The following is a 14,174-nucleotide window of genomic DNA, read 5'->3' as shown; positions in this document are numbered from 1 at the left end:
TGGCACTTCCTTCATTCAGGGTCAAGAAAAATTTGTCATGTTTCTATAAAGTTTCCAATGTTTCCATTTTTAGAGAAAAGCTTAAAATGCCAGTTCAGCGATACCTGTTTTCACCACACGCATTAAGCCATTGAAAGAGCAATCCCAGATCTCCCAGATGGGAATCAAAGCCAAATGCTTCCAAAGCTAAGTTTTGCTGTATGAGCATTGGCTGCTACTTTGGGTTTGATTCTGGGCAATATTTATATGTAGGGTTGCAAAAAACTACTGAGTTAGTACTCAGTAGTATCGATTACACAACTGTTGACAATAATTTGATAAATATCTTTAGCTCAAAAATGGATTTAGCATCTTTAGCTGCACGGATAGAACAGTTGGAAGCAGAGCAACATCTGCGAAGGAAAAATATTGCCTGGCTCAAACACTATTTTGATGCCTTGAAACAGGAGTTCCAGAACAGGCCTGAGTTACAGCAGATTCAATGTATGGAAGAGGCAATTTCGCAGTTAACTGCACAAGTTGCTGAGTTGCAACAGCACTTCAATCATTCATCTATTTTGAGTAACAGTTTGAATAATTTAAATAATAATGATGTTACTAACACAACTACTGAGAAAGTAGATATTGATGATGACGAAATAGTAAAAAAGTTTTTTGAAAGGGTTGAACTGCAAAAACCAACACTAGATACAGTTACTATTGTCGAAAATGTTTCTCTTGACGAAACAGAGCAAGATAATCTAATTGATATAACTGAAGAACAGGCTCAAAATAGCAGAGCTTTTAGTGAGCAAGACTTCAAGATTGAGAGAATGATGTGGCTAGCCAATAGAATTTATGCAGCCCAGGAGTCAGTCCAGGAAATACCTATTAACTCCGAAGACTTCTTAAGTTTGTATGATGCTAGAGAACGTGATTTTACTGAGAAAAATCTGAGAAAAATAAATTTGAATGGAAAAAATTTCAGCAATATCAATCTGAGTAAAGCAGACCTGACTGGAGCAAATCTTAGCGATACAACTCTACATAGTACAAAATTGAGTGAAGCTAACTTAGACGGTGCATCCCTGTTAAAGATAAGACTAACCTCGGTAAATCTAGAGAAAGCAACACTAAGAAAAGCTAATCTCAGTGGCGCTTATATTTGTGATATCAACCTTAGCGAAGCAAACTTAAGCGGAGCAAATTTAACTGGGGCTAACTTGAGAAAAGCAAAGCTGATTGGTGCTGACTTAAGTAATGCTAATTTGAGTAATGCTAATCTTTTAGAAGCAAATTTGGAAGGAGCAAACCTAACTGGAGCAAATCTAGAACAAGCGATTTACAATGAAAATACTGTCTTTCCTACAGATTTTGTTCCTGAAAAAAATGCCTATTTGATAGCTCCGTGTTCATCATTAACAAATGCTAATTTAGCTGGTGCTGACTTAAAACAAGTTAACCTAACTGGAGCCAACTTAAAATGGGCAAACATCAACTCAGCAAGCCTGGAAGGTGCGGATTTAAGTGAAGCTAACTTAAGTGGTGCGAATTTAACTAGAGCAAATCTTTGCAACACAAAACTAATTCAAGCGGATATGAGTGGAGCAAAATTGAGTGAGACAAAGTTGGCTGGTGCTAACTTAACTGCTGCCAAACTCAATACAGCCAACCTGATGCAAGCAGACTTAAATTGCACTAACTTAACAGCCGCAGAATTGTGTAATGCAAACTTGAAAAACGCAAAATTTAATGCTCCAAATTTCAGCGGTGCTAACCTTAGTGGGGTAAATTTGGTTGGTTTAAGTATCAACGCTAACTTCAGTGGAGCAAATTTAAGTAAAGCAAATCTCTGTGGTGCAACTCTCTATGGATTGAACCTGATAGGAGCTAACCTAACTGGAGCAGACTTGCGTGGATCGAACTTGAATCATGCCAAGCTAGAAAAAGCTAATTTAAAAGACGCAAACCTAAGTGGAGCTACATTGGAAAATGCAAAGCTCACTGGTGCAATCATGCCGGATAGTACAACTCACGAGTAGCTTGATAATATACGGCGTTCTTTTAGCATCAGCAAGAACTTACGCCAGCAGGAGAATATGAAAACTAGTCGATGGAAGAGTTTTAAGATATAGCAAATATATTATGCATATATACTTATCGTCACATATTTGGTGTTTTCCTGTCGTTTTACTTTAGTACTTGAAACTTCTAACAGAGCGGCTAAGATTCAAGTTGTTGGGTAAATTTAAATCCAACTTAATTGAGTCCCTATTTACGATAGACAATGTTGTGATTTGAACTAAAAATTGAGATTTTAACTCATGATATGCTTCAGAAATGAGTATCCAGTTTATAGTTCACTTTTTATATTCGAGTTTTTTACTAATAATGATTATCGTATAAGGGATAAAAAGACTGATACAAGCAACATTTGTATCAATCCTTTGGCTTGATTATCATTATTACTCAGCTACGATTTGAGGTTAGCGATCGCTCTGTTGTTGGGCGATCGCATGTTCAATGAAATATTTGATTTTTACTCAGATATCTAATAAAACAAAAGTTTTGAACTATAACATGGGTATTTGAACCATATTTTGAATTGAAAGTTTAAGTTAGAACAATTTTGTCAGGGATTTTTTGTGCAAGTTTTGTCCAATTGTGTTTTTTCAACTCATTCTTTATTTATGATTCAGAATTTTAACTCTCACTCATAATTTGATTCAAAGTTTTAATTTGTGATTAGCGCGAAAGCCTGAATTTTCGTTAACTCTTTTCTAATTTATGGATCAAAATTTTTCTCACATTATGATTCAAAGCATAGGTGCTTCTTAACTAATTATTTGAGAAGCATCTTAGTTGTGTTGGAAATACAAAAAAACTTACATTTTTAGATAAAGTTTGTGTGACCATTTATTTGAGACAAATTTTACACCTGAATACACAAATAATTTCCCCCAATAAAAGCGAATTCTATAGGAAAAACGATGATTTACCATACTTATATTCCGCGATCGCCTTTATCTAAGTTCGTCAAATTTTTGTGGTCGAGTGAGGGCGATAACTTACCTTCATCACGGGTGAAGTTGCTACCGATTGGCTCAATGGAATTACTGATAAATCTCCGGGAGAATACAATACCTCTGTACGATAGTAACAGCGGGGAACGATGCGGTAGTACAAGCAGCATGAGAATCTTGGGAATCCATTCTCAAAGCTTGATAATTGACAAGCACAGCCAGATATCCGTTATGGGCGTGCGTTTCCAAGCTGGTGGTACTGTCCCATTTTTTCAGATTCCCATCAAAGAATTACATAATCGGGTAATCTCGCTCAATGAATTATGGAGCAATCGCGCTGACGAATTGCGAGAAAAGTTGCTCAAAGTTTCCCAATTAGAAACTCGCTTCCGCATCTTGGAGCATTATCTCCTAACTATGATGGTGCAATCATCCCCACAACATCCAGTTGTTGATTTTGCATTAAATCAGTTTGCAAATTTACATCCACCCACAGTTAGAGAAATTACAAATCAAATTGGTATTAGTCCCCGTTACTTTGGTCAGTTATTCACTAACTATGTGGGATTAACACCCAAGCTATTTTGTCGCATTCAACGCTTGCGAAGAGTTCTTTCTCTATTAGCTGGAAAAACACATACTGATTGGAATGATATCGCTTTCACTTGTGGCTACTTTGACCAAGCACATTTTATCCACGACTTCCGCAGTTTAGCTCTTTGCACTCCTAGCGAGTATATCAAACACCGAGGTCTTCATCCCTGCCATATTGTCTTACCAGATTAAGGTCATTTTTTTACAATACCTCCCATATTTTATACGCCAAAATTAAGATGCAACAGAATCGTGAGGTTTCTATAAATGGAATTATTAACAGAATTTGTATCAGCCAACCAAAAAACCGATATTTTTACAATTGGTAAATACATTGAAGCCCACATCGCTATCAATTGGGAAACCTTAATTCAAAAGCATAATGATAAATTATTGCGTGCATTTAACAAAGCGGGAGATATGGCTTATGGAGTTTATTTAAATTTCCTGTTTCGACTAGTTCATATACAGATAAAACAGGTTGGTTTATATCCAAACCCGAGGTTCCCTGGTGATTTTAGTATATCTAGAGAATGGGGTAATCATGAAGAAACAAATCAACAGCGTTGGATGTGGAGTACTATCAAGTCAATAAAAGGAGATTCGCTAGGAACAATTGTCACCATTACTTTTCACGACCACAACCAGTTTCGCATCCCTCAACAGCCCGGAATTATCGCTTTAGCTCAAACAGATACAGATGCTGTTGTAGAAGTGCTTTCGCAGTTTTCTACTGATTTCAAGAATGCACGCGAATTCAAAATTGAATATGCAGAATATTTGCAAAGTCAAAATTGAAGTTCTCAAAAACACGCATACAGCAGGAATTAATAATATTAAAAGAGAACTATCCGCCGTGTTATCCAGCATCACGGATAAATCCTGTCTCTTTGAGCAGTATTTCTAGTTCTGCGTGCGGAAATTTTGTATCCTTGTTTTTGTTATCCCACATTGCAGCAAAGAAGTTTTGCATCAGCTTAATGATGCTACGGTATTTAATAATGCTGGCAACATAGAAAACATTTAACTTGATATCGCCGTCAGCATATATTTGTTCGATGTTGTCGAGTAATATTGAGCGCTGTTCATAAGGTTTTAAACTTTCTTGAATGCTATATTTTTCTCTGATTCTGCGTTTGTCGTTTTCTGAACATGAATCATAAGGTGCGCGAATCAAATGACCTAGATTTCGCAGAACTTCGCCGTAATCATAAAATTTGTTCTGCTCAAAAAAAGATTGTTCTTCTGTTGTTAACCCAAAACTTTTGTCCAGTACCAAGCCAAAATCGCTCAAATAAATTTGCTCGCCGTCAGTGAGAATATTACGAAAATGTGCGTCAAAGTGAATGATTCCCTTCATCCTCAAAAAGTCAATCGTTGTGCGTAACTCATCCAAGGGTTGCTGAAGTTTGTCCGGGTTTAAGAGTAGCCATGTTTCCAAAATATGGGGAATGTATTCTAGTAAGAGAACTAATTCATAGTTGGCATTTGCTCTATCTAATAAATATTTCCCAGCATTCTCACTATTACCCCAGTACTCTATGTAACTTTTGTAATGCTCTCTATCTACATCAGCACGCTGCCCAGAAAAGGGAATAATCCGATAATGGTACATTAGGGGAAAAGTCGCAATTTCACCTGCTAATACCCAGTTAGTTGTCTTGATATGGGTTACGAGTTCACGAAAGACTCCAAAACCAGTGGAACCTAAGCCGTAATTACAGTAAGTCGGTAAGTTATAGAGGTTTCTAGTAGAAAAGAGGTTGTCAAATTCAATGTCCGTCACAGGAACAAGTTTCACGAAAACCTGGGATTCTCCCAGAGTTATGGTGTAATTTCTCCCCCAACCTGTACTTGAATCATTCGACTCACTATTGTTAAACAAAGAAAGCAATTGTGCATTATCTAACTGAGCAATTTGTGAACTGAGGTGGAAATATTTCTTGGTTCTAATTTCTATAGGATTCTGAGCCATTTTCCTGGGTCTAGCTACAGTGCATTGAGTGTCAGCAGTTAACGAATCTAGATGGAGTGGCTTTTCCGGCTGACTTTCCGTAATATCTAGATTCTCATCTAACACCCCCAGGAGACTCCCGCCACAGCGACAGCTTGGCAGTGAGGATGCCAGTCGCCTGCGGAGGGAAACCCTCCCGCAGCGCTGGCGCAGGAATGGGGAGTCCGCTTGAGCTTCACCCCTGAGCCGAATTTAGGCAAAGCCAAAACAGGTGACGGGGTGAGCGACGAGTGAGTAAATAAACTTTGATGCATAGCGAGTTGTAGGTATTTCACAGATTTAATGATAAAATGTGAAGTATGGAAAAAGCCTACCGCTACCGTTTTTACCCAACTACCGAGCAAGAACAGATATTGCGCCGGACAATTGGTTGTGTGCGGTTGGTGTTTAACAAAGCCTTGGCAGCGAGAACCGAAGCTTGGTATGAGAGACAACAGAAGGTTGATTATGTTCAGTCTTCTGCTATGTTGACGCAGTGGAAAAAACTTGAAGAACTTCAGTTCTTGAATGAGGTTAGCTGCGTACCACTGCAACAAGGCTTGAGACATCTGCAAACTGCTTTCACTAACTTCTTTGCTGGTAGGGCAAATTACCCTAACTTCAAAAAGAAGCGTAGTGGGGGTAGTGCAGAGTTTACCAAGTCTGCTTTCCGATGGAAGGATGGGCAAGTCTACTTGGCTAAGTGTTCTGAACCTTTGCCGATTAAATGGTCTAGACAACTGCCTGCATTGTGCGAACCTAGTACCATCACAGTTAGGCTTGAACCTTCTGGGCGATGGTTTGTCAGCTTGCGGATTAATAATCTGACTGACGAAACTTTGCAACCAGTTGATAGTGCTGTAGGGTTGGATGTTGGGGTGAGTAGCCTTGTTACCTTGAGTACGGGTGAAAAGATTGCTAACCCCAAGGCGTATGAGGCGCACTATCAAAAGTTGAGGAAAGCACAAAAGTCTTTGAGTCGCAAACAGAAATCTTCCTGCAATCGAGATAAAGCAAGACTCAAAGTAGCTCGTCTTCAAGCTAAAATTTCCGATGCAAGAATTGACCATCTGCACAAACTGACAACTCGACTGATTCGTGAAAACCAAACGATAGTAGTTGAGGATTTGGCAGTTAAGAACATGGTCAAAAATCCTAAACTTGCCCGTGCTATCAGTGATGCAGCGTGGGGCGAGTTGGTCAGGCAACTGGAATATAAAGCTCTTTGGTATGGTCGAACAGTGGTAAAGATTGACCGATGGTTTCCTAGTTCTAAACGCTGTGGAAACTGTGGGCATATCGTTGATAAACTGCCGTTGAATATCAGAGAGTGGGATTGTCCCAACTGCGGAACACACCACGACAGGGATATCAACGCCAGTCGAAATATTTTGGCGGTGGGACACACCGTTACAGTCTGTGGAGCGAACATAAGACCTGATGGGCATAAGTCTAAAGGGCAGTTGCGAAAAACCAGTAATGGGAAGAAACAGAAACCTAAGTCGTGAGTCTTGGGAATCTCCCGCTACACCGCAAGGTTAGCGGGAGTGGATGTCAATGTAGCCAATCTCAGGAATCGAAAATGCGCGTACTTCCCTAGCTAGAATTTGGCAACAAACTCTATTGATTGTATTACAATAATATTACAAGTAAGCATTGAGAATTTTATGATGCACGACTGGGACCTATAAAGCCGGATCAAACAGATCCGATCAATTCTATTCCACCTGCTTTTACTTACGACCACCGCGCAATCGAAGCTCGATGGCAATCCATCTGGCAGCAGACACAACTGCATGAGGTCGATTTAGCAACAACTGCTCAGCCTTTTTACAATTTGATGATGTTCCCCTATCCCTCTGCTGAGGGTTTGCACGTTGGGAATGTCTATGCTTTTACTGGAGCAGACATTTATGGTCGTTTCATGGCGATGCAGGGCAAAGCGGTATTTGAGCCAATGGGCTTTGATGCTTTTGGCATTCACAGCGAGAATTTTGCCATTAAGCAAGGGATTCATCCCCGTGAATTGACAGCCCGTAATGTGAAGCGATTTCGAGAAACGCAGTTGCAAAGAATTGGCAATCGTTTCTGCTGGAATCACGAAATTCAGACCACCGATCCTGCGTATTATAAATGGACGCAGTGGATATTCTTGCAGTTGTTCAAAGCTGGGTTAGCCGTTCGCAAAAAAGCGGCGGTGAACTGGTGTCCTTCATGCAAGACAGTACTTGCCGATGAGCAGGTGATTAGCGGTGAATGCGAACGCTGCAATACCATTGTCATTCAACGAGAATTGGAACAGTGGTTTTTCAAAATCACTCAGTATGCTCAAAAATTGTTAGACAATTTGGAGCGATTGGATTGGTCAGAAAAAGTCAAAACGGCTCAACGCAACTGGATTGGGCGTGACGAAATAGATGGCACAGTACAGTATCACTTGCGAGATTGGTTAATCTCCAGGCAACGCTATTGGGGGCCGCCAATTCCGATTATTTACTGCGATCGCTGTGGTATAGTACCTGTTCCGGAGGAGCAATTACCAGTACAGTTACCGGAAACTGAGAATTGGTTGCCTCAAGGAACTGGGAATTCCCCTTTGGCAGACATTCCAGAATTCGTCAATACAACCTGTCCTGGCTGTGGTGGTGCAGCGCGACGAGAAACGGATGTGTCTGATAACTTTTTGGATTCCGCTTGGTATTTTTTACGCTATCCCTGCTGCGATCGCGCTGATGTGCCATTTGATTCTGCAATTACCGCTAAATGGTTACCTGTAGATATGTATATTGGTGGGGCAGAACATTCTGTGCTGCATCTGTTGTACAGTCGATTCATCACAATGGTGTTGCATGATTTGGGGCATATCCCCTTTGAGGAACCCTTTCGGCGATTCCGCGCCCACGGATTGCTGACTAAACAGGGTGGCAAAATGAGTAAATCGAAGGGCAATGTGGTGAATCCCGATGGCTACATTGAGGAATATGGTGCAGATACATTGCGGACTTACTTGATGTTTTTGGGGCCATACGACCAAGGTGGCGATTTTTGCGATCGCGGGATTGCTGGTATCCGGCGATTCTTGGATCGAGTGTATCAATGGGTGAGCAAACACAAAAATACTTTGCAACCCAATTCCCCAGATTTGGCATCACAGCGGCGTTTACATCAAACAATCCACAAGATTTCCGAAGATATGCAATCGCTGAAATATAATACAGCGATCGCCGCCTTGATGAGTTATTTTAATGTGTTGCAGTCCAAGTTGAGTATTGCAGAGGTGGAATTGAAGTCATATCTGTTGATGTTGGCTCCCTTTGCACCCCATGTAACTGAAGAACTCTGGCAACAATTGGGTGAATCAGGCTCGATTCATCAGCAGACTTTTCCTCAGTTCGAGCCAGAATTTTTGATTACCGAACAGGTAACAGTCGCAGTGCAAATCAATGGACGTACTCGAACGACAATTACCGTTTCACCGCAAGCTTCGCAACAGGAAGCAATAGCGATCGCCAGACAAACAAAAGCAGTTCAATGGTATCTCAAAAATCAGGAGCTTGGGCGTGTGGTTTACGTTCCCGGTCGAGTAATTAACTTTGTCACCTGAACACAACTTAACTGTAGAAAGCGATCGCACATTTCGGTTCCCGTAATCAATCTGCGGTTTGGCAATCACAACCGAACCGCAGATTGTGTTTAAATCGTCCAATAACTACCACCAGTACCTACAAGGGCGTGCGATTTCCTCAATTCTGGATAGTTCCCCCAACTTCGCGCCTTTACCCCCAACAAAGGTGAGTTTTGTTTGATCAATATCTTGAAAACAAAGAACAAATGAACTCATGAGTTTCCTTACTTTGGCAATTCATACTTTGGTAATTTTGCATGTGGTATAGTTACTATTTATCCCTCTCAAGATAGAAGGTTTTTACAGAAAGCCGACATATTAATAGGCTGGGTATGCGAAAGTTGAACAAGGAGGTAGATGAACAACTCTAGCATTCAGGGTAGTTGCCTTTGTGGAACGGTGAAATTTGAAGTGAACCCGCCGTTCCAAAAAATGGTTCATTGCCACTGCTCAAGGTGTCGCAAAGGCACGGGCACAGGCCATGCCACAAATCTAACCGTTGAACCGCCCACTATCTGTAATCAGTAGATTCAGCTAAAGCACGCCACTGATCTGTTTCCTGCTCGACGTAAGCGTTTTTAAGAGCAATGACTTGCAGGGTGTCTGTACCGAGTGGTAAGCGTAGAGGTGGAGTATCTGCATTGACGATCTGTAACATCGCTTGGGCGAGCTTGGTGGGGTCTCCCAGTTGTTGATAGTTCCGTTGGGATGCCATTTCACGAGTTTTACCGACAGTCTCCGCATAATCAGGAATTTGTATTGCAGTTCGCTGGAGCGAGCTGCCATCGAGAAAATTGGTTCGGAAGTATCCCGGCTCGACCACAGTTGCATGGATGCCCAGAGGCGCTAACTCATCATGCAGAGCTTCGGTAATGCCTTCAACTGCAAATTTGGTTGAGCAATAGATGCCCCACCCTGGATAGGATTGATAGCCCCCAACAGACGACAGGTTGATAATGTGTCCTCTTCGGTGCTGGCGCATACTGGGCAATACCGCGCGGGTTACATTCAACAGCCCGAAGACATTAGTGCGGTATACCTGCTCAACCTCGTCTGCACTGGTTTCTTCGATGCCGCCCAGTACACCGAATCCGGCATTGTTGACTAACACATCGATCTGCCCAAAGCGTTCCAATCCTGCTGCAACTGCCGCTTGCACCTGAGCCTCGTCGGTAACATCCAGGCTCAGTGTCAATACATTGGGGTTTGACTCGAATTGATCCAGATCAGTCTTGTTGCGGGCGGTGGCAATTAATTGGTCTCCTGCTTTCAAAACAGCTTTCGCGATTTCGGCTCCAATTCCACGGGAAGCACCTGTAATGAACCATGTTTTCTGAGTCATTGGTTGATCTCCTTGATTGCCTTATCCTTTCATTGCCTTTCTGGTATGGGTTCATCATAGGCTTTAGAAAAGAAGTTATAAATACACAAACCTTGCAGGTTATTGCCTAATCCTCTCAAGCAGTAGGGCGATGCTCAACAGAATCCTCTATAATAGGCACAGCAAAAGGGTGAGACATATCTCTCTCACGACACGCCGCTAAGCGTTAACAAGAACACAGTATGGCAGATGAATCCCGAAAGCACGAAACCACAATAGATGCTTGTCAAGAACTGACGAAATTAGTGACCCGTCACACGGATGGCAGGGGGGATGGGATTCATTCAACGGCGATCGCTCAGTTGGAATTTATCCGGGAATCAACTGCGCCTACAGCAGTCTGCGCTGTGTATGAACCGACGTTTTGCATTATTCTTCAGGGTAAAAAAGAAACCTTACTAGGCAAGGAAACCTATTACTATGGTGCTGCTCAATATCTTGTTGCCACAGTGGATCTACCACTTAGTGGAAATATTGTCGCAGCGACACCGAATAAGCCGTATCTATGCTTTAAACTAAGCCTGGACGCGACTGGGCTTTGGGAGATTATCGATCAAATCCAGTGCAATCGAGTTCAAAAAGAAAGTTCAGTCAGAGGCTTATTTGTCAGTGATGCTAATATCCCGTTGATTGATTGTGCCACCCGACTCACGCAGCTTCTGGATACGCCCCAGGATATTCCATTCCTGGCACCGATGATCGTTCGCGAAATCTACTACCGTCTTTTGATGGGCGATCAAAACGAAGCAGTTTGGCAGATTGCGACCTCTGGCAGCCATATGCAGCGCGTTGCAGAGGTGATTAAACAGATTAAAGCTGAGTTTACAAAAACATTGCGCGTTGATGATTTGGCAAAGCAAGCGAGTATGTCTCCTGCATCATTTCATCGGCACTTTAAGGCAGTGACCTCAATGAGTCCGTTGCAATATCAAAAACAGTTGAGGCTATTGGAAGCCCGTCGTCTAATGCTGGCTGAAAATGCGGATGCAACCTATGCGGCGTACCAAGTGGGTTATGAGAGTCCTTCTCAGTTTAGCCGCGAATATTCCCGTATGTTTGGCGCGCCACCAATGAAGGATATTGAGCGTTTACGAATTGCTTGAGTATTGACTGCGAAAGCGATCGCTCTCGATTAACGTTAAAGTAACAATATTTTTCTGTTGGTTACTCATTTGATTACTTCTCTACAATCCGCATCATGTGACCATTTGGATCTCTAACCAAAAACCCCTTTTTAAACCCTAATGTCTGCCCAGGAATTGCCACAACACTAGGAGAAACAAACGCAGATTTATTAATTCGTAAACGTTGAGCAATTGGGCATCACCGTGCCAAAACGGGAAAATCGTACGCTAAGGCTGAAAGCTTTATATAGCAATACTTTCAGCCATGTATATCTGAAGTAATATTTCATTAGATAGAGACGTAACTTGAAATTCCGTTTAAGAAACGTTGATAGCTGCGTTTCTTACTTTGTAGCTGAAAGCCAGTTGTAGAGGGCATTTATCAAGCCTCAACCGCGCAACGACTGTGCGTAGCACTGGCTCCGAATTTTCTTAGCGTACGATTTTCCTTTTTTGGCACGGTGATGCCAAATAGAAAGCGCGGATTCCGGCTGCGGCTTTGTTGGAGTTGGGAATGCGTTGGGGTGCGGTGGAAGCGTGTTGCACCTTAAATGAGCGTAAATGCTGATAAGCTTTATCCATATTACTTACTGCGATCGCAATATGTTGAAACCAATGATCGTTACTGCGTGAGTCTATTGGAATTGGTTTACCTTTGGGTGTCAGATACTCAGTTAACTCAATTGTCTCATTACCTAATTGCATACGCACCACACGTAACCGTACACCAAATAATCCTTGCAGTTGTTCGTATTCTGTACCCAAAACTTCTACATCTGAGACTTTCTTAAATGAAAGCACCTGAGAATAAAATTCAACTGCACGATCCATATCAGAAACCGTCATACCTACAGATTCAACTGCGGTCACTACAGGCTGCGATGCTAATATTTGGCTCTGGACTATTTGTGCATCATCGCTATCTTTATGCCGGTTAACATTAGATAAAACCTGATTTTGAGCTAGAGCTATTGTGGCGAAAACAACCGTCGATAGAATTGCCCCAGTTATCTTGTTGCTGAATTTTGCAGCCATAGCGGTACTCTCATAAATTAATTACATTAACATTCACAATTTTTTCTCATATACAAGTTCATAGGGTTGATAACCAACTCGCTGATAAAAACTTGCCGCAGCCTCATTGTTGTGCAGAAGACTCAGTCTTACCATTTCTAAATCTAAATCCAGAAAATGCTTTTCAGCCATTGCCATCAAGGCAGCACCTACACCTTTTGCGCGAATTTGTGACGAAACATATAAATCGGAAATGTAACCATATCTTCGCTCATTTTCAACTATATGTAAGTCGCCCTCATCAAGTTCTTCAACAAAACAAACTATAAAACCAATAATTTCTTGATTCGACTCTGCAACATATATTTGCCCATTCTGCCGTTGAACAATTTTGATAAGATAAGCCAAGTGTTTGTTACCAACCACATTCCCTGGTGCTCTACTTGGGTGTAGCTGCCATTCGTAGTTTTGCAGTTGCTCTATGAGCTTGTCTACATTTGGATAATCTTGATGGGTAAAAGTGCGAATTGTGAAATCAGCTGACATGGATTTGAACAGATAATATCTCAAACAGAAGACTAGACGGAAATTTTGTGGCGAGCCTTTTTAGGGCTTAGGTAACTTATCACTCAACAACCATTTTTGATCTGCTTCTAGATATCGATAGCTACAGCGAAAAATACAGCGTTTGTTGTTGTGATGATGTAGTTTTGCACAACGCACAGCCTTTTTGCCTTTTAGCTTCACATAAACTTCGGCTGCCAAAAGCATTCCTAACAGTGGCGCGGTGAAATAAACCCATATAGCTGTCCAATTATGAGAGGGAATTGCCGATGCTAAGGTACGAGCTGGGTTCATGCTCATACCTGAAAGCGGTGCTTCTACAGTAATGTAAGTTGCAATCAGCAACCCCGCAAACATTCCCGTAAATGGGGCTAGTTTGCGATTATTCGATACAAACAGTATCATCAGCATCACAGCAAAGGAAATGATTAATTCAGCCAAAAATGCATATCCTGCTCCATGCTTACCGGGTATGGTAACAACGTAATTGACAGATGGATCTGCGATCGCATCTCTCAATATCCTCACTGCGATTAGCAATCCCAACAATCCACCAATAAACTGAGCCAAGATGTAAAACATTGCATCCCAAGGTTTAATTTTGCCCAGACGGAAGAAAGTTAAAGTTACAACTGGATTAATATGTGCACCTGACTGCTTACCCCAAGGCGAGTAAATAATACAAATAGCAGTCAATCCCATTGCTATACCAATAATAAATCGCCGTAAAATTGGGTCAGTAATTGCCTGTCTAATTAGTGAATTTGGATGCTCTAACAGTGCAGTTACTACTGCGGCAGAAATCATGAAGATGCCCAAACCCGCAGCTTCAATCAAGTATTCAGGATAATGCTTTCGTATTGTCTGCATGATAGCG

At 41.6% G+C, this 14,174-nt stretch carries 12 protein-coding genes and 1 pseudogene; 8 read left to right on the top strand and 5 right to left on the bottom strand.

What is annotated here, in order from left to right:
- The first annotated feature begins 200 nt into the window (after positions 1-200).
- The 3 genes from AACU25_RS34145 (at position 201) to AACU25_RS34135 (ending at position 4,394) form a co-directional block, all read left to right on the top strand.
- The gene (locus AACU25_RS34145) at positions 201-2,021 is read left to right on the top strand and encodes a pentapeptide repeat-containing protein (protein ID WP_199347336.1); all 1,821 of its coding nucleotides are present in this window, start codon (positions 201-203) and stop codon (positions 2,019-2,021) included.
- 948 nt (positions 2,022-2,969) lie between these two features.
- Positions 2,970-3,788: a helix-turn-helix transcriptional regulator gene (locus AACU25_RS34140; RefSeq protein WP_096583299.1), complete on the top strand. Its 819-nt coding sequence runs from the start codon at positions 2,970-2,972 to the stop codon at positions 3,786-3,788.
- A 75-nt stretch (positions 3,789-3,863) separates the two neighbouring features.
- Entirely contained in the window at positions 3,864-4,394 is a 531-nt protein-coding gene (locus tag AACU25_RS34135; protein WP_096583297.1) for a DUF6022 family protein, read from the top strand.
- A 61-nt stretch (positions 4,395-4,455) separates the two neighbouring features.
- Here the strand turns inward: AACU25_RS34135 and AACU25_RS34130 are convergent, their stop codons facing one another.
- A complete protein-coding gene (locus AACU25_RS34130) occupies positions 4,456-5,676 on the bottom strand; it encodes a protein kinase family protein (RefSeq protein ID WP_321206714.1) in 1,221 nt (406 codons plus the stop codon).
- Between the two features lie 233 nt (positions 5,677-5,909).
- Between AACU25_RS34130 and AACU25_RS34125 the strand changes: the two genes are divergently transcribed.
- The 4 genes and pseudogenes from AACU25_RS34125 (at position 5,910) to AACU25_RS37100 (ending at position 9,742) form a co-directional block, all read left to right on the top strand.
- Positions 5,910-7,097: an RNA-guided endonuclease InsQ/TnpB family protein gene (locus AACU25_RS34125; RefSeq protein ID WP_096583293.1), complete on the top strand. Its 1,188-nt coding sequence runs from the start codon at positions 5,910-5,912 to the stop codon at positions 7,095-7,097.
- A gap of 170 nt (positions 7,098-7,267) precedes the next feature.
- A pseudogene (locus tag AACU25_RS34120) lies at positions 7,268-8,629 on the top strand (class I tRNA ligase family protein); the annotation flags it as partial.
- A gap of 48 nt (positions 8,630-8,677) precedes the next feature.
- Positions 8,678-9,193 (top strand): class I tRNA ligase family protein, encoded by a 516-nt coding sequence (locus tag AACU25_RS37040; RefSeq protein WP_422641123.1) that lies wholly within the window; start codon positions 8,678-8,680, stop codon positions 9,191-9,193.
- Positions 9,194-9,571: 378 nt separating this feature from the next.
- A complete protein-coding gene (locus tag AACU25_RS37100) occupies positions 9,572-9,742 on the top strand; it encodes a GFA family protein (RefSeq protein ID WP_479688187.1) in 171 nt (56 codons plus the stop codon).
- Here AACU25_RS37100 and AACU25_RS34115 read toward each other — a convergent pair.
- Positions 9,726-10,556: an oxidoreductase gene (locus tag AACU25_RS34115; RefSeq protein WP_096583289.1), complete on the bottom strand. Its 831-nt coding sequence runs from the start codon at positions 10,554-10,556 to the stop codon at positions 9,726-9,728. The genes AACU25_RS37100 and AACU25_RS34115 overlap by 17 nt on opposite strands.
- Positions 10,557-10,777: 221 nt before the next feature.
- Between AACU25_RS34115 and AACU25_RS34110 the strand changes: the two genes are divergently transcribed.
- Positions 10,778-11,698 carry an AraC family transcriptional regulator gene (locus AACU25_RS34110; RefSeq protein ID WP_096583287.1) on the top strand — a complete coding sequence of 307 codons (921 nt, stop codon included), beginning with the start codon at positions 10,778-10,780 and terminating at the stop codon, positions 11,696-11,698.
- A 453-nt stretch (positions 11,699-12,151) separates the two neighbouring features.
- On the opposite strand, the gene AACU25_RS34105 is transcribed toward AACU25_RS34110, so the two are convergent.
- From AACU25_RS34105 to AACU25_RS34095, 3 genes are read right to left on the bottom strand one after another with little or no spacing between them, the layout of a single operon-like run.
- Complete coding sequence (locus AACU25_RS34105; protein WP_199347334.1) at positions 12,152-12,754, bottom strand: VOC family protein; 603 nt, start codon at positions 12,752-12,754, stop codon at positions 12,152-12,154.
- A 33-nt stretch (positions 12,755-12,787) separates the two neighbouring features.
- Positions 12,788-13,279 (bottom strand): GNAT family N-acetyltransferase, encoded by a 492-nt coding sequence (locus AACU25_RS34100; protein WP_096583285.1) that lies wholly within the window; start codon positions 13,277-13,279, stop codon positions 12,788-12,790.
- Between the two features lie 60 nt (positions 13,280-13,339).
- Positions 13,340-14,167 (bottom strand): MIP/aquaporin family protein, encoded by an 828-nt coding sequence (locus AACU25_RS34095; protein WP_096584431.1) that lies wholly within the window; start codon positions 14,165-14,167, stop codon positions 13,340-13,342.
- Between the last annotated feature and the right edge of the window lie 7 nt (positions 14,168-14,174).

It is taken from the genome of Tolypothrix tenuis PCC 7101 (assembly GCF_963874875.1).
Lineage (GTDB): Bacteria > Cyanobacteriota > Cyanobacteriia > Cyanobacteriales > Nostocaceae > Aulosira > Aulosira tenue.
Note: the sequence above shows the minus strand (reverse complement) of the source record. Positions and strands in the feature narration are given on the sequence as shown.

Excerpts from the sequence above, each read along its gene's own strand:
- AACU25_RS34145 (WP_199347336.1), top strand. The coding sequence starts at position 201 with ATGAGCATTGGCTGCTACTTTGGGTTTGATTCTGGGCAATATTTATAT.
- AACU25_RS34140 (WP_096583299.1), top strand. The coding sequence starts at position 2,970 with ATGATTTACCATACTTATATTCCGCGATCGCCTTTATCTAAGTTCGTC.
- AACU25_RS34135 (WP_096583297.1), top strand. The coding sequence starts at position 3,864 with ATGGAATTATTAACAGAATTTGTATCAGCCAACCAAAAAACCGATATT.
- AACU25_RS34125 (WP_096583293.1), top strand. The coding sequence starts at position 5,910 with ATGGAAAAAGCCTACCGCTACCGTTTTTACCCAACTACCGAGCAAGAA.
- AACU25_RS37100 (WP_479688187.1), top strand. The coding sequence starts at position 9,572 with ATGAACAACTCTAGCATTCAGGGTAGTTGCCTTTGTGGAACGGTGAAA.
- AACU25_RS34115 (WP_096583289.1), bottom strand. The coding sequence starts at position 10,556 with ATGACTCAGAAAACATGGTTCATTACAGGTGCTTCCCGTGGAATTGGA.
- AACU25_RS34110 (WP_096583287.1), top strand. The coding sequence starts at position 10,778 with ATGGCAGATGAATCCCGAAAGCACGAAACCACAATAGATGCTTGTCAA.
- AACU25_RS34105 (WP_199347334.1), bottom strand. The coding sequence starts at position 12,754 with ATGGCTGCAAAATTCAGCAACAAGATAACTGGGGCAATTCTATCGACG.
- AACU25_RS34100 (WP_096583285.1), bottom strand. The coding sequence starts at position 13,279 with ATGTCAGCTGATTTCACAATTCGCACTTTTACCCATCAAGATTATCCA.
- AACU25_RS34095 (WP_096584431.1), bottom strand. The coding sequence starts at position 14,167 with ATGCAGACAATACGAAAGCATTATCCTGAATACTTGATTGAAGCTGCG.